We start from the raw sequence: 17,976 nt of genomic DNA, 5'->3' as shown, positions 1-17,976 counted from the left end.
GTTATATAATAATTAGTTAAATTGCATTATGAGTTTTTTAGTTTATAATGCAATTTTTTTATTTAATAGAGCTGCTATTGGTAGTCTTCAGCATATAATTCCAGTAGGATTAGCCGTTTTGTTTTGTGTAATTTTCATTAAATACTCCAAAGCAAAATTAAATAAAAGACAACAAGAGAAATCACTTCATCGTTTCGCTTGTTTTATTAGCATAGTAGTTTTTGGGTTTCATCTCTATAAAATTAGTTTAGGAACCTATAATATTTCGACCGACTTACCTTTGTATTTATGTAGTTTGATGGGGTTAGTAATTCCAATATTTACATACTATAGAAAATTGTGGATGTATGAAATATTACTGTTTTGGATTATTGCTGGAACCCTGCAAGCAGTGTTAACACCCGATATTTCTGTTGGTTTTCCTAGCTTCGATTACTTTAGGTATTGGGTAGTACATCTGGGACTTTTAACGGTTATTTTTTATGCAACCATTGTTTTAAAAATGAAGCCTACTTTTAAAAGTGTATTCAAGTCATTTTTTGCGTTGCAGTTGTATGTGATTTTTATGGTAATAATAAATTATGTGCTAAATGCTAATTATTTTTATTTAAATCAAAAACCACAATCGGCATCTATATTAGATTATTTTGGTGAATGGCCTTGGTATATTATAGTCGTTCAAATAATTATAATCCCTTATTTTTTATTGATTTACACACCATTTTACTTCGTTGAACGAAACCGAAAAAAATAAAATTTACTTGGCAAATAATTGATTTATATCTTTAAACGCTTTAAACTCTAAGGCATTACCAGATGGGTCATAAAAAAACATGGTTGCCTGTTCGCCAACTAATCCTTCAAAACGAATATAAGGTTCTATAACAAAGGTTATGTTTTTATTTTTTAAGTTTTCTGCGAATGAGTTAAATACATCCCATGGTAAAACCACTCCAAAATGTGGTACAGGCACATCTTTACCATCCACAGGATTTGTATGTATGGCGTCTTCAGATTTTGGTTTGTAATGAATAACCAACTGATGTCCAAAAAAATTAAAATCTACCCAATGGTCGCTGCTTCTTCCTTCCTCACAACCTAGAATATCACGATAAAATATTCTGCACTCATTTAAATTGTAAACAGGAAGGGCTAAGTGAAAAGGTGAAATGTGTGTTTTCATAAAAAAGGTTATTCTATTTTCTAGTGCAGTTTATTTTCCATGTTGGGTATACAACAGTTTCAGATTTGTCAACCCATTCTCCAATCCATTTATATCCTGTTTCAGACATATCATAAAATGTTAATCGGTAAGAGCCATCCATCCCATTTGGGGCTTTTTGTTCCCTATATAAAACAATTTTATCCTCCTTCTTTTCGCCTTCCCAAGCAGGCAATATTTTGGGAATTCCTTTTGAAGAATAATAATGTACATACCATTTGCTACTATCTGCATTAAATTGACGAATACTTCCGGAGTGACCACCATCCGCTTTCAGAGTTTCATCTTGAACCGCCATACCATTCATAATATATTTAAATCGCCAAATCATGTCAATTTCTCCAGCCCAGGTTCCATCTTGTTTTCGTGCAGTTGACTTACAATGGCATTCTCCAATCATGGAAGCAAAATCTTTAATTTGTTCTGGTGCTTCAGGGTTTGGTCTTCCAAAAGGAAATGCATCGGAAGGTTCATAATCATATTGTGCAAAAACTGTAAATCACGTTAAAAATAGGAGTAGAGTTGTTAGTCGCATAATTACTTTTTCTAAATTTAATCAAGAACTGTAAAAGGAATGGACTATTTATGAATTAATTAACAACGCTATCGGCGTTTTAATTTGTTGTTTTGATAGGTTTTTGTTGAATCACTTAAAAGTTTGTTTAAATCTTCAAATTCATCTTTGGTTAGTTTTCGATACTCACCAACAGGAACATCTAACTTAATGTTCATGATTCTTACGCGTTTTAAAGTTTGCACCTCATAGTTTAAATAGTCGCACATACGTCTAATTTGTCTATTCAATCCTTGAGTTAAAACAATTTTGAATTTATAAGTGCTGAGTTTCTCAACTTTACATTTTTTAGTTGTTTTATTTAAATCTGCTAGCGGAATACCACCGGCCATTCGTTCAATAAACGTTTGAGAAATGGGTTTATCAACGGTTACTTCGTATTCCTTTTCATGATTATTACTTGCACGAAGAATCTTATTTACAATATCTCCATCATCCGTTAAAAGAATTAAACCCTCACTAGGTTTGTCCAATCTTCCAATTGGGAAAATACGTTTTGGGTAATTGATAAAGTCGATAATGTTATCTTTTTCAACGGATGTATCGGTAGTACAAACAATACCAACAGGTTTATTAAAAGCGAGGTAGACAAAGCTTTCTTTATTGTTTTTAATTTCTTTTCCATCCACCGCTACAAGGTCATTTGGGGCTATTTTAGTCCCCATTTCTGGAACTACACCGTTAATAGTTACTCTGCCAGCTTCAATAAGTTTATCCGCCTCCCTTCGTGAGCAATAACCAACTTCGCTTAAAAATTTGTTGATACGTTTTAGCGCTTCTTCCATAATTCAAAAATACAATAAACTTAATCGTTTAGAAAGTCTAAAATATACTGATATACTTTGTCAGATTTCAGTCTGTGACCTAAGCCCATAGTTTTGATTAACTGAGAATTTTTGTAAACACGATGAATGTCTAAGGCTTCTTTGAACGAAATAATTCTATCTTTTTTGTCATGAATTATTAGTCCTTTTGCTTGTATATTTTTACAAAAGTTTTCAGGGCAATAATATTCTGGTAAATGATTAAAATGTTTTAAATAATATTGATTTATAGCCTTTGACACTTTTGTGGTATAGCCCATCATTTTAACATAATTCTGAACAGAAATAGCGAGATTTGAAGGTGCACCTAGTAATATTAATTTTTTGATAGATGTAAGGTTATGATTTTTTTGTGCAATAACAGCAGCAGTACCTCCAACCGAATGACCAATAATAATTGATGGGTTGAATCTATTAACGACTACATTGATACATTCTGAGTATAAAGGCGCATTAAATATTTTACTTCCAGAAGCACCATGAGCAGGAGCATCAATGCATATAATGTTGTAATCTTCGTGCTTAAGAATATCGATTAAGTCTTTCCATCTGAAAGCGTTGCTATCCCAACCATGAATCAATAGGATGGTATCTTTTTTTCCAACCCATTGATAAGTCTTAATTTTGAATTTTTCGTAATCTAAATCTTCTTGTTTGGCAGTATTTAAATATACTTTAGCTTCATCATTCAATTTTGCTTTCCGAGGCATCGAAAATAAAAGCACAGCTAATTTTGCAGCATAAGAAGGGCTAATATGAGCTATTAAATTTATTGAAGAACCAATAATTTTAGTAAGATAGGTACTCATTTAGGCTTCTCTGTTTACTAAATCCATAGAAAAGGCTGGCGTGCAAATGGCAATATATTCGCATACTTCTGTAAACGGATTGGAATATTGTATACGTGTATTTTTTTCAATTTTAATGGATTGACCTGCCTCTAAAACGACAGTTTCACCTTCGATTATAAATTGTTTTCTTCCTTTAATAATGAATGTAAATTCATCAAATTCTGGTGTTTGAAAAGGTTCGCTCCAGCCTGCAGGAGCTTTCATGTGGGCAATACTTATTTGTGAATTTCCGTCACTAGCCAAACCAAAATGCTCTTTTATTGTTTTACCATCATCGGTAGGTACTACAAACGGGTTATTTTGAATATTGTATTTTTTTTGAGACATATTTTAATGGTTGTCTTTCATAGGTTTTTTCTTGATCATTCCTCCTTTTAAATCTTTAACCACACCCATGATTATAAATGCATTTTTGTCAATTTTATCAATTTCAGTTTGAAGTTTTGCAATTTCTAATCGAGTAATAACAGTGTAAATAATATCCTTATCATAACTGTCGCCACTTGAGCCAAAACCACCTTTTCCGGCATAAATAGTGCATGCGCGTCTTAGTTTTTGTGTGATCATAAACCGTAATTCATCATGTTTATTTGATATGATGGTAACGCCAACATATTCTTCAACACCATCAACAACAAAATCCACTGTTTTTGCTGCCGCTAAATAAGTTAAAATCGCGTATAGTGCCGTTTCGACAGATAGAATATAAGCACCAACTGAAAATATTAAAATGTTAATGAGAAATAATACATCACCAATGGTTAAAGACAATTTTCTGCTTAAAAAAATGGCTAAAACCTCAGTGCCATCTATTACACTGCCACCTCGCATAGACATTCCTATTCCCAAACCTAAAAAGAATCCACCAAAAATTGCAATTAGTAATTTATCATCTGTAATTGTTGGGTAATCTACAAAGTGCACTACAAAAGCCAATAGCGTTATGGCTGCAATACTTCTTATTGCAAATTTATTACCAATGGTTCTTGAAGCTAATATTAAAAAAGGCAGGTTTATTACAACTAATAATAGCCCTAAATTTAACGATAAAGTATGCTGTAGTAATAATGAAATACCAGTTGCGCCACCATCGATAAAATGATTTGGTAATAAAAATCCTTTTAATCCAAAGCCTGCTGAAAATACCCCAATTATAATAAAGATGTATTCCTTTACGGCATGTGCTATTTCGACTTGAAATTTTCTTACTAAAGGAACAATTTGTTTTTTGCTAATAGGTTTATTGCTTTTTTGCTTTGCTTTTATACGGTTGCGAGCAATGTCAACTAATACCTTTGCAAAAAATGGATTCATGTTATTTAATTTTTAATCATTCCAGTTTATAAAGAAATATTTAATCTTAGCATTATCAGGAATATGAGTTTCTTCAATTTTTAAATTCATGTCAAATCTCAAATTCGCTGGAAGCTCTTTCTTATCGATAGCGAAACTAGCGTTTATTTCGTTAACATTAATAACAATTGAATTAATTAAGTTATTAATTTTAGAAATTTTATAAGCAGTTGAAATATCTTTAAAGGTACTCAAAGTTGAAATGCTTTTGGCTGTTTTATATCGTGGATCTATGATTTGAACACTTTCAATTACCGATGTGGAGTCAAGTGAATTTTGTGGTGTTAAAACCAATAGTTTTTTACCACCCTTTTCAAAAACATCAATATTGTTTTTACTTCCAGTAAACTCATCACCACTGATAAAAGTAGAGATAGAGTCATTTGAAAAAATGATTTCTAAATCTTTTACTTGAGTAGAATCGGTTAATAAACCAATGTGATGTTTGCCAACCTCAAAAGGATTTTGTTCTTTTTTACAGCAAAAAAATAGTAAGGTTAACGCTATTAAACCTAGAAATGAATGTCGCATTAAATTAAGTTATTAATTAAATTATTTATTTGAGGAATTATTTCGAATTTATTTCTTCATTACCTTGGTTAAAATACCAAAAACGCTACGAATAAAAGTAGCACTGGTTAGTACTTTAACTACCGGATTCATACGAGTACTTCTACTCCTTGAACTTGTAGTTCGCTTTTTTGATTCCGCTTTTTTCAAAGCTTCATTTTCTTTGCGAGCTTTTTCTTTGGCTTCTTCTTCTTCTTGAGCTTTTTCAATTTTCTCATTAAGCATTTCATAAGCGCTTTCCCTATCAATGGTCTCATTATACTTTTTCACCATTTTAGAATTTGAAAGCAATGAACTTAATTCTCCATCTGTTAAAATATCCATACGGCTCATAGGAGCTCGCATCATGGTGGCAGCTAATGGTGTGGGTCTACCTTTTTCATCAAGGGCAGAAACTAGAGCTTCACCAATACCTAAAGATGTTAAAACTTCGGTTGTGTCGTAATATTCAGAATCTGGATAATTTTGTGCAGTAAGTTTAATGGCTTTTCTGTCTTTCGCAGTAAATGCTCTTAAAGCATGCTGAATTTTTAATCCCAATTGTCCCAAAACAGCTTCAGGAACATCCGTAGGGTTTTGGGTTACAAAATACAAACCAACACCCTTGCTTCGGATAAGCTTTACAATACTTTCAATTTGGTTTAATAAAGCTTTTGAGGCTTCATTAAAAATTAAATGAGCTTCATCAATAAAGATGATAAGCTCCGGTCTATCACTATCACCCTGTTCTGGAAATGTGGAATATATTTCAGCTAATAAACTCAACATAAAGGTGGAAAACAATTTCGGTCTATCTTGAATATCGGTGAGTCTTATAATATTTATATAACCTCTGCCATCTTTATCAATTCTTAATAAATCATCAACATCAAAAGAGGTTTCACCAAAGAACAAATCAGCCCCTTGTTGCTCCAATTCTACCACTTTACGCAAAATAGCACCTGTTGACGCTGTTGAAATTCTGCCATAAGCTTCATCAAATTCTGCCTTTCCTTCTTGCGTGGCATATTGCAATATTTTTTTAAAATCTTTTAAATCTAAAATAGGTAATTTGTTGTCATCACAATATTGAAATATAACAGCAACTACACCAGATTGAGCTTCAGATAAATCTAAAATCCTAGATAGTAACACGGGACCAAACTCGCTAACAGTGGCTCTTAAACGTACACCATCTTGTTCGGATAATGTTAATATTTCAACAGGAAACGATTTAGGTTCAAAAGGGAGTCCTATTTTGGCATGACGTTCATCAATTTTTGGATGTCCAGGGCTTGGTTGTGCTAGCCCACTTAAATCGCCTTTAATATCCATGAGCAATACTGGAATACCTTTATCGCTTAAATTTTCGGCTAAAACTTGCAATGATTTCGTTTTTCCGGTACCCGTGGCGCCTGCAATTAAACCATGACGGTTTAGGGTTTTTAAAGGTATTTTAACGTGCGCACCTGTAACGGTTTCACCATCTAACATGGCAGCACCAACAGGAATAAAATCACCTTTAGTTGTGTTTCCTTCAACGATATAATTAAAAAAGGTTTCCTTTCTATCCATACAAACTAAAATTTGTATAAAAATACAGGAAAAATAAGGAAGAAAAAAAATGCTTTTAGTAAAGTGCTATTTTATTTTTTGAATATAAATATTTGAAGTGCCTATGCTTCTGAAAACAGCAGGCGCTGAATTGCCTCCTCGTATAGTTTGTACACTTAAAGATTGACCTGCAACAATATTAAACACTTCATTGATATGTAATGATGCTTCCCTATGATTATTTGCATGTCTAACATACCCGGTGTTGGCAATGGAGCCAGTTGGCGTGCCATTAATAGCTATTTGTGCTTCAACAGAAACTCTTTGGTCTGTATTTCCTCCAATGGTGGGTACGGTATACGCCATGTTAACAATTATTCTATACCTACCTGTTCTATTAATAGTTATTGTATTACCTACAACAGTATATAAGGTTAAATCATCATTCCAATCTAGCGTTCCCAAGATTGGGGCGTTGGTGTAAGCAGCAGCATTAAGGTTTGATGTGGTATCAAGATTACTGTATTTTACCGAAGCCGTTTCAGAAATCTCATTCCAGATTGGAGATAGAGTGGTTCCAATATTAAATACAAATTCGTCAGTATCAGTATTAAAAACCATTAAGCCATGAGCAGGATTGGTAATTGCCGCTATTTGAAGTGTGGTTAATCGGGGTATAAGAACACCTTTGTCGGTAGATTCTACATGTAAAATAGATGAAGGGTCTGGGTTTGTAGTGCCAATACCTACTTGGGTAAATCCAATATTATGCATGCATAATATTAGCATTAAATAGAGAGTTTTTTTCATTTGAGAGAGAATGAAAACAATTTACAATTAATAATAATCTGGTACGAAGTTATCAAAACAACCTTGTAATTCAAAATATGCCTACTAATAGGAGCTAGATTTTCAATAATTTACAAAAAATGTTATTTAAATGCTTCATATATAACAACGATATTTTCAGTATGATTTGTTACGTTAATAGTAAATCCATCAACATTAAAACTTGTAATAGCAGCAGCGGTTAAACCTAAATTGTCACCATTCTGGTTGGCATACCTAATACCAATTGCTCTTGTATCCGATGCATATCTAGAAATATCATTTATCGAGTTGCCATTACCTCCGTTAAAAATAACTTGCTGTTGTATGGAACCGCTGTAGTTGGTGGCATAACCATTCATGCCTCCAAATGTATTTTGAAAGGTGTTATTGTTATTTCCTACGCCATTATCGGCATTAATATTATAAGACTCTACATTAGCATAAGCTGAAAACTTGATGGCAGTAGGTCGAAAAGGGAGCCCTGTAATAGTTTGACTACCTGTGCCAGAAATAATAAACTTACCCATATATGTGGATGAGGCAGTATTTATTTGGCTCCAAATTGGTGATGCCGGAATACCAGAATTGTATTCAAATGCATTAGATGTCGTATTAAATATAAGCAAACCAGTTGCTGGATCTATAATTGTATTTCTTTGAACTGTGGTTAACCGAGGAATAAGTATGCCTTTGTTAGTGGCTTGGATATCTAGCATAGATGACTGATCTGGAGACGTGGTACCTATGCCTACTTGGGCAAATCCAATATTATGCATGCATAATATTAGCATCAAAAATAAAGTTTTTTTCATTTGAGAGAGAACGAAAACAATTTACAACTAACTAATCCAATGTGAAGTTAAGTAAATTGAATTGAAAAACAAAATATAAAGAAATAACACCAGTAATATGTATCTTTGCAAACTATGAAAAAAGAGACGCAATTATTGGTTGATAAAGGGGAGATGTTACCCTTAATGGAAGAGTTTTATACGATACAGGGAGAAGGCTATCACAAAGGAACTGCAGCCTATTTTATTCGTATAGGCGGTTGCGATGTAGGATGCCATTGGTGTGATGTTAAAGAAAGTTGGAATGCTGAATTGCATCCACCTACTGAAACCAATATAATTGTTCAAAACGCTAAAAAATATAGCGATACAATTGTAGTAACTGGAGGCGAACCATTAACCTGGGATATGACGCTTTTAACTAACAAACTAAAAGCTGAAGGCTTACAAATACATATTGAAACCTCAGGAGCTTATAAATTAACAGGTGTTTGGGATTGGATTTGTTTATCACCCAAAAAAATGAAACTTCCTACCGAAGAAATTTATGCAGTTGCCAACGAACTTAAAATGATTATTTATAATAAAGACGATTTTCGTTTTGCTGAAGAACAAGCCGCAAAAGTTAATAAAGATTGTATTTTATACTTACAACCCGAGTGGAGCAAACGGGATAAAGTTATACCAGAAATTGTAGATTATGTTATGAAGAATCCTAAATGGAAAGTATCATTACAAACTCACAAATATTTAAATATACCCTAATAAAAAAAGCCTTAATATCTCAAGGCTTTTTTGTTTATTAAAGTAAACTATTATTTGCTAACTGATACATTCACCCTATCTGTACCCCAAGCTAAATACATGTTGCCATCAGAAAAAGCGATTGAAAACGCATCAACAGAATCTCCTTTACTCACAGGTGCTTTAACTCTCACCACATCATTAGCTTCGTTATAGCTGTAAGCTCCCCAAACATCTAAATCTTTATTTAAAATGACGGTCCATTCGGTTTCACCAGGAATGGTAAATAACGAATAGGTTCCGGCTTTTACAGGCTTACCACCAAAATTCGTGTCTTGGTAAAATTTAATTTCGGTTGCCTCGTTAGCGCCTGTTCTCCAAACTTTTCCGTTTGGTGCAAGTTTACTTAACTCTCTTCCATTAAGTTGTGGTCTGCTATAAATAACTTTTACCATTGGCGGTGCATTTCTATCGGTTTTGTAGTAAGCAATGTCTAACGGACTTTTATCTAAATTCGAAAACTTTTGCGCGTGTACATTTACAGATAAAAGCATTACTAAAGCAAAAGCTAAGGTTGTTAAAAATGTTGATTTTTTCATGTTGAAATTTTTAAGTTTTTAATCTTTTAAAGTTAAGGCGAAATACTCTTAAAGTTTTTATAAAAGTCTTTGGCTAATGTTAAAGTTTACACGACACTTTCTTTGTTCGCCGTTTTTTTATTTTGACGATTCAACAAGTTTTTTAAAGTTTTCCAGAATTGCTTGCCAACCCGCTCTTTGCATTTCAACTGGGTTCGTTGTTTCAGGTTCAAACGATTCTGTCAATTTTATGTTGTCGCCTTCTGCTTTAAATTCTATTTCTACGTTGCGCCCATCCTCCATTGTATAAGAGATGAATTTGTGCTTTTCAATTTGGTTATATATACCATTAAAATCGAAACCCATACTTCCGTCTTTTGCCTCCATTCTCCATACAAATTTTCCATCCGGTCTTAAATCGTTGGTTGCCGAAGGGCAACACCAGTCATCTGAAGCAAAATTCCAATTGGTAATGTGTTCTGGTTTAGTCCAAAATTCCCAAACCTTTTCAATGGGTGCTTTAATTGTGGTTTCAACAGTAATCATAGTCATTGCGCTAATTGTTTTAAATTTAATATTCTGTTTTGATTGAATTAAAATTCAATGGATAGCATAGCTGTACATAAAATTAATTTGGTAATGGAATCTAACCCAGGTTTAAACCAGATTGAACTTTCATCATAAGATGTAACAGCGCCTAATGATATTCCATTTTCCAAAAACTCATAAAAGAGTGCGCCTTTAGAGATATCATTTTTTACATCTATATTGCTGTTACTATCCAAATTTGTTCGAATTATACTTATAGTTCGAACCCCGTTGTTAAGACTACCAATTTCAGTAAACAAATAGTCTCTTGGATTTCTTACTTTTAAATCGAATACTTTTATATTAAAATTCCAATTTTCAGAATTATTTATATTGGTTGTGATGGTGCCAATTAATGTTTTAGGATAAAAGATCATGCTTTGTATTTCTTCGCCCTCAATTCCAATATTTAATACTCTGTTCAACAAGATATCTTCTTTTACAACAAATTCACCATTTTGAACTGTTCGTGCTTGTAAATGGGAAGTGTTATTTTCTGAATCGGTTAAAACAACGGAGATTTTTTGTTTTGTTTCAGCATAAGTTACTCCGTTTATGTTGTTGGTTGAAGTTGAGCTTATACCTTCTTTTATTTTTGCGACGCCGTAATTTTCTAAAATTATTTTGTATTTATTGAACCAATAGGCTTTAGGCAGGATTACATTTAATTTTTCCGAATTACTAGGCAGTGATTCAATTATTTTGATTGAATCTTGTGCTAATACCACTGTTGTTGTCAAAAATAGTATCACAGCGCAAGTTGTTTTTAAAAGAGCTGTAATTTTCATTTTTATATAATTAGTGTTTCTAAAAATTACACCATAATAAATGCAAAGGTATTATGCATGTAAACAATGCAACTCACATTGTTAATATAAAAGTAGCAATTTTTTATATACGTTGTTAGCTGTAGTTTTTATAAATCATATGACTTTATATCCTCTTCTAATTCTTTTTTTCTTTTCATTAATTCCTTTAAACGCGATTTATCTTGAATTGTCCAAACTACATGTCCAATAAGACAGAATGACGAAACTACTATAAATGCAAAAACGACCGATTCGGTATAAGATATTTCTAATAAATCTTTCATTGATTTTCCATTTTCATTGCTGTAAAACGGTGCTAAGAAGGAAAACAATGCGGCTAGTATGATAACTTTGTTTATATTGCTTTTAAAGTAACCAGATTGTTTTTTAACTTTTTCAATTTTATAAGTGGTTGCTAAAAGTGCTTTTTCCTTATAATGTTTTGACATAGTTTTGAAAATTGTTAACTGAATGTTTGAGCAATTTTATATACGTTGTTGGCAGTAGAGTCTATTAACTTTACTCCTTATTCATCCATTTATTGGTGTTACCTGTCCAAGCCCAAAGGATGTTTATAATTTTCCATTCTCCATCTAATTTTCCTAGGTGGATGTAGTCAACAAATTCAAACTTGTTTGTTACAGCTTTTACGGTAGCAATGCCATTCGAGATTTCATAAATAGAGATATCTACTTTTAAGGGTGCTTCGGAATCGACACCTTCTATATAAAATAAGGTAAAGTCAAAATCTTTAGTATAACCTATCAAACTTGCAGCGGTCATATTTGATGGAAAATCTTTTCCTTCTTTATTTTTATCAACAATGCGTTTAGCTAAATCTGCATGCAGCGCTTTGGCGACTCTATCCGGATTGTTGGTATCCAAACCTTCAAGGTAGTTGACAACAGCTTCTTTTATTTGAAGAGAGTCATTTTGAGTCTGAGCAAACAGATGGCCGTTAGGTATGGTTAGGATTGCGGCAAATAAATAAAGGGAATGGATTAATTTTTTCATTTTTTATTTTTAAAACTATGCCTACTCTAATCAGTTTTCGGCTTACCTGTATAGTCAGTTTTTAATTCAGTTAGTTACTTTTTAGGAATTTCAGAGCAATGTACTATACACGTTGTTACCCAACGTTTTTTTATTCATTCGAGAGTATTCTTTGGAACTGGAATCATTATATGTGCGTAAGGTGTATTTTTCCACATAACCCAAGGGCCACCATTGTCCATTTTTGTCGGTAATGAGTCAAGGATTGATTTGTCAAGTGTTACAACTACAATATGAGGCACTTGGTGCTCCATCCATTCATTGTCAGGCGTTGGAACCGTATCCCAAGGATTTGCATTGCTTCGAGGTGCTCCGCCCTGTAAAAAATAACCAAATCCTGTTCGGGTAATAACAGGTTCTCTATTTTCAGCAATAGCAGTGAAAAGTTCCTTTATCTGTTCATCAATGCACATAGGATTGTTCCCGGGCATATGTGGATTGTCTGGAAGGCAAATCCAACCATTAGTACCTTTGCGTAGTACAATTTTTTTGCCTTTTGGGTCTTTTGGATAATCAAGAATTGTAGCATTGGCGGAAATAGAGGATGGCGCAGAACTCATTGCTTCCTTTATCTTTTTTTGTATTTCATTGGTTTCACTTTCGGTTGCTTCTTGAGTTACTTTTGATTCAACTTGGTCGTTTTGATTATTTTCTTTACAAGAGATAGAAAGAATAAGCAGAACTGCAAATAGTGGTGTTAAAAATTTATGTTTCATAATTTCTGTATTCTATTAGATTTAATGGTAAAATCAAAAGTACTATAGGCTATTCAAATGTTTTACAACTGGTTATATAGTAACTTTTATTACTCATATCCCGTAAATATACCCAATAATTCCTACAATAAAACAAAAAAATCCCGACAGTAAACTATCGGGATTTTTTGAATTATCTTAAAATGGAGTTATTTCAAAAAACAACTTATTTTCTTATCACTTTTACATTCATTTCTTCTACTTTTTTATCAGATAATAGCGAAGGTGCACCAAACAATAAATCGTCACTGGTTCCTGTTTTCGGGAATGCCATTACCTCACGTATAGACGCTTTTTTCTCTAAAATCATCATCAACCTATCAACACCCCATGCAATGCCACCGTGTGGCGGTGCACCATAATGGAACGCTTTATACATGGTACCTACGCTTTTTAGCATCTCCTCTTTGTTGTAACCCATATTTCTGTAAGTAGCCTCTAAAATTTCAGGTTTATGGGCACGCACCGAACCGCCACCAATTTCGTAACCATTTAATATTAAATCGTATTGTTGGGCTATAATACTGCCTATTTCCTCTTCCTTACCATTCATATGCTTTTCTATATCGTAAACCGCAGGCATTGAGAATGGGTTGTGGGTGAATGTCCAGCGTCCTTCATCGGTTTTTTCAAACATTGCAAAATCGACTACCCACGCAGGACGTAATTCTTTAGGGTTAATAAGTTTAAGCATTTTTCCTAATTCTTGTCTAACGGCATCCAAAGCTTTATTAGCAGTGGCATAATCTGCCGCCGAGAAAAACACTATATCACCTACTTGGGCATTGGTAGTTTTAATAATACCTGCAGCAATATCTTCACCTAAAAACTTAATGATAGGTGATTGTAAATCGTTATCATTCACAATTATATAGGCTAACCCACCCAAACCATGTTGTTGTGCAATACCTGTGAGTTTTTCAATTTGCCCTTTTGATAAACGTTTGTTACCTTGTTCTTGAGCAGAAACTTTGATGCATTTTACAATACCGCCTTCGTCAATGGGTTTGCTAAAAACTTGAAAGGTCGTGTCTTTTACAATGTTGGTAATGTCTTGAAGCTTTAAACCAAAACGTAAATCCGGTCGGTCGCAACCATAATAGTTCATTGCATCTTGATAGGTAATCACTTCAAACGGGTGTAAAATCCATTTGTTGCCGTAAATTTTAGTTACCACCTCATTAAACATTTTGGTGTTTAAATCGATGATTTGTTGCATACTCGCATACGCCATTTCAATATCCAATTGTGTGAATTCTGGTTGACGATCGCCGCGAGAATCTTCATCTCTAAAACAACGTGCCAATTGGAAATACTTTTCGTAACCACTAACCATCAACATCTGTTTAAACTGCTGAGGTGCTTGCGGTAAGGTATAAAAAGCGCCTGCTTGCTTTCTTGAAGGTACAATAAACTCACGAGCGCCTTCATCGGTTCCGGCACTTAAAATTGGAGTTTCTATTTCTAGGAAATGTTCTTCATCTAAAATATCGCGCAGCAATTTAATAACCTTGTGGCGGTTTACAATAACACGACGCACATCGTCGTTTCTGTGATCCAAAAATTTGTACTGAAAACGGGTGTTTTCATTGGTTTTTGTAGCTCGTTTTATTTCGAATGGTAAGGTTCTCGATAGGTTTAGAATATCTAGCTCGTAAGCTTCCAATTCTATAGTTCCTGTTCGTAATGCGGTGTTATAGTCATCTGCTTTACGTTGTACAATAGTTCCTGTAACAGTAATAACCGATTCTGGTTTAAGCTTGACTAACTCATCTAAATTCGGGAACGATTCTCTGCTTAAACGCACTTGGAACACCTCATTACTCGAATCACGCAGATCGATAAAAATTAGCTCTCCATGGTCGCGTACACTAGAAACCCAACCAGCAAATGTTACTTTTTCAGAAATACTACTTTCAGAAATATCAGTAATTACATGGGTTCGGTATTCGTCTTTAATAACGATAGGAATTTCTGGTAATGCTTCTTCCTGTTGTTTCGTTGTTCGTTGTTGAGGCGAATGTTGCTTAGTCGTTTCATTAGAACTCTGAATTTTTAGTTCTGAACTTTGTAGCTGATTCAAAATCCCTTCACGAATCACTTTTCCAGAAGCTCCTTTGCCAATAATGCCAATGACTTTACCGACTAAAATACCGGCTTTTCCTTGGTTTCCAGCTTTAATTTCGTTGGCAATAGCTTCATTTTCTGAAATGACTTTCGCTATCGCTTCCTGAATCTGTTCTTCTGAAATCGTGTTGTCTTCAAAATATTTGTTGTAGTCAAAACTTCTGTCTTTTAAATAAGAAGTAATGGCATTTTGAACTAACACAGAGGTTATTTTTTCCTCCTTAAAGAGCTGGAAAATGTCAATTAAATGTTCAATTCTATGAATGTCGCCATAATCATCGGCACCAATATTGTTAACTAAAGTTTTAGCAACAAATGATGGGTCTTTTAGTACGTTATTAATGGCAACAAAGGTTTCCGAACGCAACGAATCTGCCGTAAAAAATTTGGCATCTTGCGGTAATACACCACCATTTATCAAAATAGATTCAACTGCATGTGGCAGCGTTCTGGTATCAACTTTTATAGCATCAACGGCTTCTTTGATGTTGACAAACGGTAAATCGGGTTCAGAAATAAAGCGATAATCGGCTTCAAATTCCTTTTTACGCATGGTTTTGGTTTGCTTTAAATCGGCATCCCATAAAACCGTGGTTTGGTCAGGTCTGAATTCTTTGTGTTCAATGTAATAGTTGAACTGTTTTTCTACTTCTTCCTTCAAAGCCTCAACCATAAACTTAAAGGAGTTTAAGTTTTTAATCTCGGTACGCGGATTTAAAGTATAGCTGTGTTTTTTTCGAAGTGACACAGAAACATCCGATTTAAATTCCCCTTTTTCAAGGTTTGCTTCCGATATTTTTAAATTCTGAACAATACGGAGGATATATTGTGCATACGTTGAAGCATCTTCGATGTGACGAATACAGGGTTCGGTTACAATTTCAATAAGTGGGACACCGGCTTTGTTAAAATCTACGAGCGAAACTGTTTTTTCGTGCATCAATTTAGCAGCATCTTCTTCAATATGAACTTGCGTTAAATTGACTGTGAATTGCGACCCGTCATTTCGGAAACAAGATACTTGTCCGTCAGGAATAATAGGATTGTGAAACTGTGTGATTTGTATATTTTTCGGATTGTCTGGATATTCATAATGTTTTCTATCCCAAGAAATTACTTCATTTTCAAACGATGATTTTACCGCTTTTCCAAAGTAAATAGCTTTGTTAATAGCTTCCTTATTTACGGCAGGTAACACGCCCATTTGTCCTGTGCACACAGAGCATATATTTTGGTTTGGGGTTTCTATTTCTTGATTCGGGCAAGAACAAAACAACTTGGTGTTTGTGTTTAATCGAACGTGTGTTTCCAGTCCGATTACTAACTCTAAATCGTGGGCTTTTAAAGCCGAGTCTAATTGCTCTAGTTCCATTATATCGTGTCTTTTAAGAAGTTAGCAAACTTCAAAACAAGTTCGTCGTTATTTTTAGAGGCTGTAATTTGTAAGCCTGTTTCCGTGCCTTGAGGTATTGTTAAAGTTGGTAATTGCCCCAAGCTAAAGCCAACAGTATAAGCATCACTTAAATACATGGCATGTGGATCTTTTAAGCTATCACCAATTTTCGGTGGTGTGCTAGGTGTAACAGGAGATAGAATGATGTCTACTTCTTTAAAATCATTTTCAAAATTTTCAGAAATAGCATCTCTTAAAGCCAATCCTTTTAAATATATCTCATCTGAAAACCCTTGAGATAACACTTGATTTCCACCAACAATACGTCGTTTAGTTTCTTCTGAAAAATTCTCAGAACGGGTAATGGCGTACGATTCTTTTAGGTTTTTATCTTCAATTCTATTTCCGTAGTTGCTACCATCCAATCGCGATAGGTTAGATGCGGTTTCAGCCATCGCCAATGTGTAATAGGTTGAAACTAGAATGTCTGATTTAAAGAAATCAAGTTCTTTAACTTTAAAACCTTTGGCTTTTACTTTTTCGATAGAAGCTAAGAAATCAGATTTTATTTTTGAATTGATAGCATCACTTTCAATAAAGTTTTTAAAATACCCAATGGTTTTAATGCCATTAGCATTTGATATGTTTTCTTCTTTAATTTCTTCAGAAGCGTATGTGGTTTGGTCTTTCGTGTCTTTACCACTCATTACATTTAAGATAATACGAATATCTTCAACCGATTTGGCAATAGGTCCAACACAGTCGGTTGATGATGCATATGCCATCAAGCCATAACGAGAAATACGTCCGTAAGTCGGTTTTAAACCATACACATGGTTGTAACCGGCTGGTTGACGCACAGAACCACCCGTATCGCCACCAATAGAAAACACGGTGTAATCTTTTGCTACATTTACAGCAGAACCACCACTGGAACCACCACCAACTAAATCAGGGTTGATAGCATTTTTAACGGCACCAAAAATGGTATTTTCGCTAGAGGACCCATGACCAAAACTATCGCAGTTTTCTTTAACTAACGGAATAGCGCCCGCATCCAATAATTTTTGAATGGCTGTAGCTGTGTATGCCGATTTGTAATTTTTAAGCAAATTAGAACTTGCAGTGGTATACGTACCTTGTAGCATATATACATCTTTAATTCCAAAAGGGATGCCTTCCAGTAATCCAAGGGTTTCGCCTTTTGCAATTTTAGCATCTACTTTAGCTGCCAATTCTAATGCTAAAGTGTCTAACAATGAGTTAACCGTGTTGTTGGTGTTCTCCTTAAGTAAGCTCAGCTTTTCTTGTACTAATGATGTACAAGTTATTTCTTTATTAACCAATTGCTGGTGTATGGTTCGTATTTGAGATTTCATA

At 34.0% G+C, this 17,976-nt stretch carries 20 protein-coding genes; 2 read left to right on the top strand and 18 right to left on the bottom strand.

Translation table 11 applies throughout. The features are described 5' to 3' along the window. The first annotated feature begins 28 nt into the window (after positions 1-28). Positions 29-754, top strand: a complete 726-nt coding sequence (locus tag L3X39_RS10710) for a YwaF family protein (RefSeq protein ID WP_237231782.1) — start codon at positions 29-31, stop codon at positions 752-754. Between the two features lie 3 nt (positions 755-757). On the opposite strand, the gene L3X39_RS10705 is transcribed toward L3X39_RS10710, so the two are convergent. The 10 genes from L3X39_RS10705 to L3X39_RS10660 form a co-directional block, all read right to left on the bottom strand. After that, positions 758-1,183 (bottom strand): VOC family protein, encoded by a 426-nt coding sequence (locus L3X39_RS10705; protein WP_237231781.1) that lies wholly within the window; start codon positions 1,181-1,183, stop codon positions 758-760. A gap of 13 nt (positions 1,184-1,196) precedes the next feature. Then, a complete protein-coding gene (locus tag L3X39_RS10700) occupies positions 1,197-1,622 on the bottom strand; it encodes a hypothetical protein (RefSeq protein WP_237231780.1) in 426 nt (141 codons plus the stop codon). Positions 1,623-1,825: 203 nt separating this feature from the next. Continuing rightward, positions 1,826-2,581 (bottom strand): 23S rRNA pseudouridine(2604) synthase RluF, encoded by a 756-nt coding sequence (rluF, locus tag L3X39_RS10695; RefSeq protein ID WP_237231779.1) that lies wholly within the window; start codon positions 2,579-2,581, stop codon positions 1,826-1,828. Between the two features lie 20 nt (positions 2,582-2,601). Further along, entirely contained in the window at positions 2,602-3,429 is an 828-nt protein-coding gene (locus tag L3X39_RS10690) for an alpha/beta fold hydrolase (RefSeq protein ID WP_237231778.1), read from the bottom strand. Next, on the bottom strand, positions 3,430-3,798 hold the full coding sequence (locus L3X39_RS10685; protein WP_237231777.1) for a cupin domain-containing protein: 369 nt from the start codon (positions 3,796-3,798) through the stop codon (positions 3,430-3,432). Positions 3,799-3,801: 3 nt separating this feature from the next. After that, on the bottom strand, positions 3,802-4,785 hold the full coding sequence (locus L3X39_RS10680) for a YitT family protein (protein ID WP_237231776.1): 984 nt from the start codon (positions 4,783-4,785) through the stop codon (positions 3,802-3,804). Between the two features lie 12 nt (positions 4,786-4,797). Next, positions 4,798-5,355 (bottom strand): hypothetical protein, encoded by a 558-nt coding sequence (locus L3X39_RS10675; protein ID WP_237231775.1) that lies wholly within the window; start codon positions 5,353-5,355, stop codon positions 4,798-4,800. A 48-nt stretch (positions 5,356-5,403) separates the two neighbouring features. Further along, the gene (locus L3X39_RS10670) at positions 5,404-6,948 is read right to left on the bottom strand and encodes a helicase HerA-like domain-containing protein (protein ID WP_237231774.1); all 1,545 of its coding nucleotides are present in this window, start codon (positions 6,946-6,948) and stop codon (positions 5,404-5,406) included. 66 nt (positions 6,949-7,014) lie between these two features. Continuing rightward, positions 7,015-7,716, bottom strand: a complete 702-nt coding sequence (locus tag L3X39_RS10665) for a phage tail-like protein (RefSeq protein WP_237231773.1) — start codon at positions 7,714-7,716, stop codon at positions 7,015-7,017. Positions 7,717-7,859: 143 nt separating this feature from the next. Then, on the bottom strand, positions 7,860-8,549 hold the full coding sequence (locus L3X39_RS10660) for a phage tail-like protein (RefSeq protein WP_237231772.1): 690 nt from the start codon (positions 8,547-8,549) through the stop codon (positions 7,860-7,862). 135 nt (positions 8,550-8,684) lie between these two features. Between L3X39_RS10660 and L3X39_RS10655 the strand changes: the two genes are divergently transcribed. After that, positions 8,685-9,314: a 7-carboxy-7-deazaguanine synthase QueE gene (locus tag L3X39_RS10655; RefSeq protein WP_237231771.1), complete on the top strand. Its 630-nt coding sequence runs from the start codon at positions 8,685-8,687 to the stop codon at positions 9,312-9,314. A gap of 50 nt (positions 9,315-9,364) precedes the next feature. Here L3X39_RS10655 and L3X39_RS10650 read toward each other — a convergent pair whose 3' ends face one another. The 8 genes from L3X39_RS10650 to L3X39_RS10615 form a co-directional block, all read right to left on the bottom strand. After that, positions 9,365-9,892: a DUF2911 domain-containing protein gene (locus L3X39_RS10650; protein ID WP_237231770.1), complete on the bottom strand. Its 528-nt coding sequence runs from the start codon at positions 9,890-9,892 to the stop codon at positions 9,365-9,367. A 117-nt stretch (positions 9,893-10,009) separates the two neighbouring features. Beyond that, positions 10,010-10,423, bottom strand: a complete 414-nt coding sequence (locus tag L3X39_RS10645; protein ID WP_369411646.1) for an SRPBCC family protein — start codon at positions 10,421-10,423, stop codon at positions 10,010-10,012. Between the two features lie 41 nt (positions 10,424-10,464). Further along, a complete protein-coding gene (locus tag L3X39_RS10640; protein WP_237231769.1) occupies positions 10,465-11,247 on the bottom strand; it encodes a hypothetical protein in 783 nt (260 codons plus the stop codon). Positions 11,248-11,375: 128 nt separating this feature from the next. Beyond that, complete coding sequence (locus L3X39_RS10635; protein ID WP_237231768.1) at positions 11,376-11,717, bottom strand: hypothetical protein; 342 nt, start codon at positions 11,715-11,717, stop codon at positions 11,376-11,378. A 70-nt stretch (positions 11,718-11,787) separates the two neighbouring features. Further along, complete coding sequence (locus tag L3X39_RS10630) at positions 11,788-12,282, bottom strand: nuclear transport factor 2 family protein (protein ID WP_237231767.1); 495 nt, start codon at positions 12,280-12,282, stop codon at positions 11,788-11,790. A 134-nt stretch (positions 12,283-12,416) separates the two neighbouring features. Continuing rightward, the gene (locus tag L3X39_RS10625) at positions 12,417-13,037 is read right to left on the bottom strand and encodes a hypothetical protein (RefSeq protein WP_237231766.1); all 621 of its coding nucleotides are present in this window, start codon (positions 13,035-13,037) and stop codon (positions 12,417-12,419) included. A 205-nt stretch (positions 13,038-13,242) separates the two neighbouring features. Continuing rightward, a complete protein-coding gene (gatB/aspS, locus tag L3X39_RS10620; protein ID WP_237231765.1) occupies positions 13,243-16,575 on the bottom strand; it encodes a bifunctional amidotransferase subunit GatB/aspartate--tRNA ligase AspS in 3,333 nt (1,110 codons plus the stop codon). Further along, a complete protein-coding gene (locus tag L3X39_RS10615; RefSeq protein ID WP_237231764.1) occupies positions 16,575-17,975 on the bottom strand; it encodes an amidase family protein in 1,401 nt (466 codons plus the stop codon). Before L3X39_RS10615 ends, gatB/aspS begins: the two co-directional genes overlap by 1 nt. Position 17,976: the final 1 nt, after the last annotated feature.

This window comes from Flaviramulus multivorans, assembly GCF_021728415.1.
GTDB lineage: Bacteria > Bacteroidota > Bacteroidia > Flavobacteriales > Flavobacteriaceae > Sabulilitoribacter > Sabulilitoribacter multivorans.
Note: the sequence above shows the minus strand (reverse complement) of the source record. Positions and strands in the feature narration are given on the sequence as shown.

Excerpts from the sequence above, each read along its gene's own strand:
- L3X39_RS10685 (WP_237231777.1), bottom strand. The coding sequence starts at position 3,798 with ATGTCTCAAAAAAAATACAATATTCAAAATAACCCGTTTGTAGTACCT.
- L3X39_RS10640 (WP_237231769.1), bottom strand. The coding sequence starts at position 11,247 with ATGAAAATTACAGCTCTTTTAAAAACAACTTGCGCTGTGATACTATTT.
- L3X39_RS10670 (WP_237231774.1), bottom strand. The coding sequence starts at position 6,948 with ATGGATAGAAAGGAAACCTTTTTTAATTATATCGTTGAAGGAAACACA.
- L3X39_RS10665 (WP_237231773.1), bottom strand. The coding sequence starts at position 7,716 with ATGCTAATATTATGCATGCATAATATTGGATTTACCCAAGTAGGTATT.
- L3X39_RS10655 (WP_237231771.1), top strand. The coding sequence starts at position 8,685 with ATGAAAAAAGAGACGCAATTATTGGTTGATAAAGGGGAGATGTTACCC.
- L3X39_RS10625 (WP_237231766.1), bottom strand. The coding sequence starts at position 13,037 with ATGAAACATAAATTTTTAACACCACTATTTGCAGTTCTGCTTATTCTT.
- L3X39_RS10660 (WP_237231772.1), bottom strand. The coding sequence starts at position 8,549 with ATGCTAATATTATGCATGCATAATATTGGATTTGCCCAAGTAGGCATA.
- L3X39_RS10615 (WP_237231764.1), bottom strand. The coding sequence starts at position 17,975 with ATGAAATCTCAAATACGAACCATACACCAGCAATTGGTTAATAAAGAA.
- L3X39_RS10690 (WP_237231778.1), bottom strand. The coding sequence starts at position 3,429 with ATGAGTACCTATCTTACTAAAATTATTGGTTCTTCAATAAATTTAATA.
- L3X39_RS10700 (WP_237231780.1), bottom strand. The coding sequence starts at position 1,622 with ATGATTGGAGAATGCCATTGTAAGTCAACTGCACGAAAACAAGATGGA.
- L3X39_RS10675 (WP_237231775.1), bottom strand. The coding sequence starts at position 5,355 with ATGCGACATTCATTTCTAGGTTTAATAGCGTTAACCTTACTATTTTTT.
- L3X39_RS10680 (WP_237231776.1), bottom strand. The coding sequence starts at position 4,785 with ATGAATCCATTTTTTGCAAAGGTATTAGTTGACATTGCTCGCAACCGT.
- gatB/aspS (WP_237231765.1), bottom strand. The coding sequence starts at position 16,575 with ATGGAACTAGAGCAATTAGACTCGGCTTTAAAAGCCCACGATTTAGAG.
- L3X39_RS10635 (WP_237231768.1), bottom strand. The coding sequence starts at position 11,717 with ATGTCAAAACATTATAAGGAAAAAGCACTTTTAGCAACCACTTATAAA.
- L3X39_RS10705 (WP_237231781.1), bottom strand. The coding sequence starts at position 1,183 with ATGAAAACACACATTTCACCTTTTCACTTAGCCCTTCCTGTTTACAAT.
- L3X39_RS10650 (WP_237231770.1), bottom strand. The coding sequence starts at position 9,892 with ATGAAAAAATCAACATTTTTAACAACCTTAGCTTTTGCTTTAGTAATG.
- L3X39_RS10630 (WP_237231767.1), bottom strand. The coding sequence starts at position 12,282 with ATGAAAAAATTAATCCATTCCCTTTATTTATTTGCCGCAATCCTAACC.
- L3X39_RS10645 (WP_369411646.1), bottom strand. The coding sequence starts at position 10,423 with ATGACTATGATTACTGTTGAAACCACAATTAAAGCACCCATTGAAAAG.
- rluF (WP_237231779.1), bottom strand. The coding sequence starts at position 2,581 with ATGGAAGAAGCGCTAAAACGTATCAACAAATTTTTAAGCGAAGTTGGT.
- L3X39_RS10710 (WP_237231782.1), top strand. The coding sequence starts at position 29 with ATGAGTTTTTTAGTTTATAATGCAATTTTTTTATTTAATAGAGCTGCT.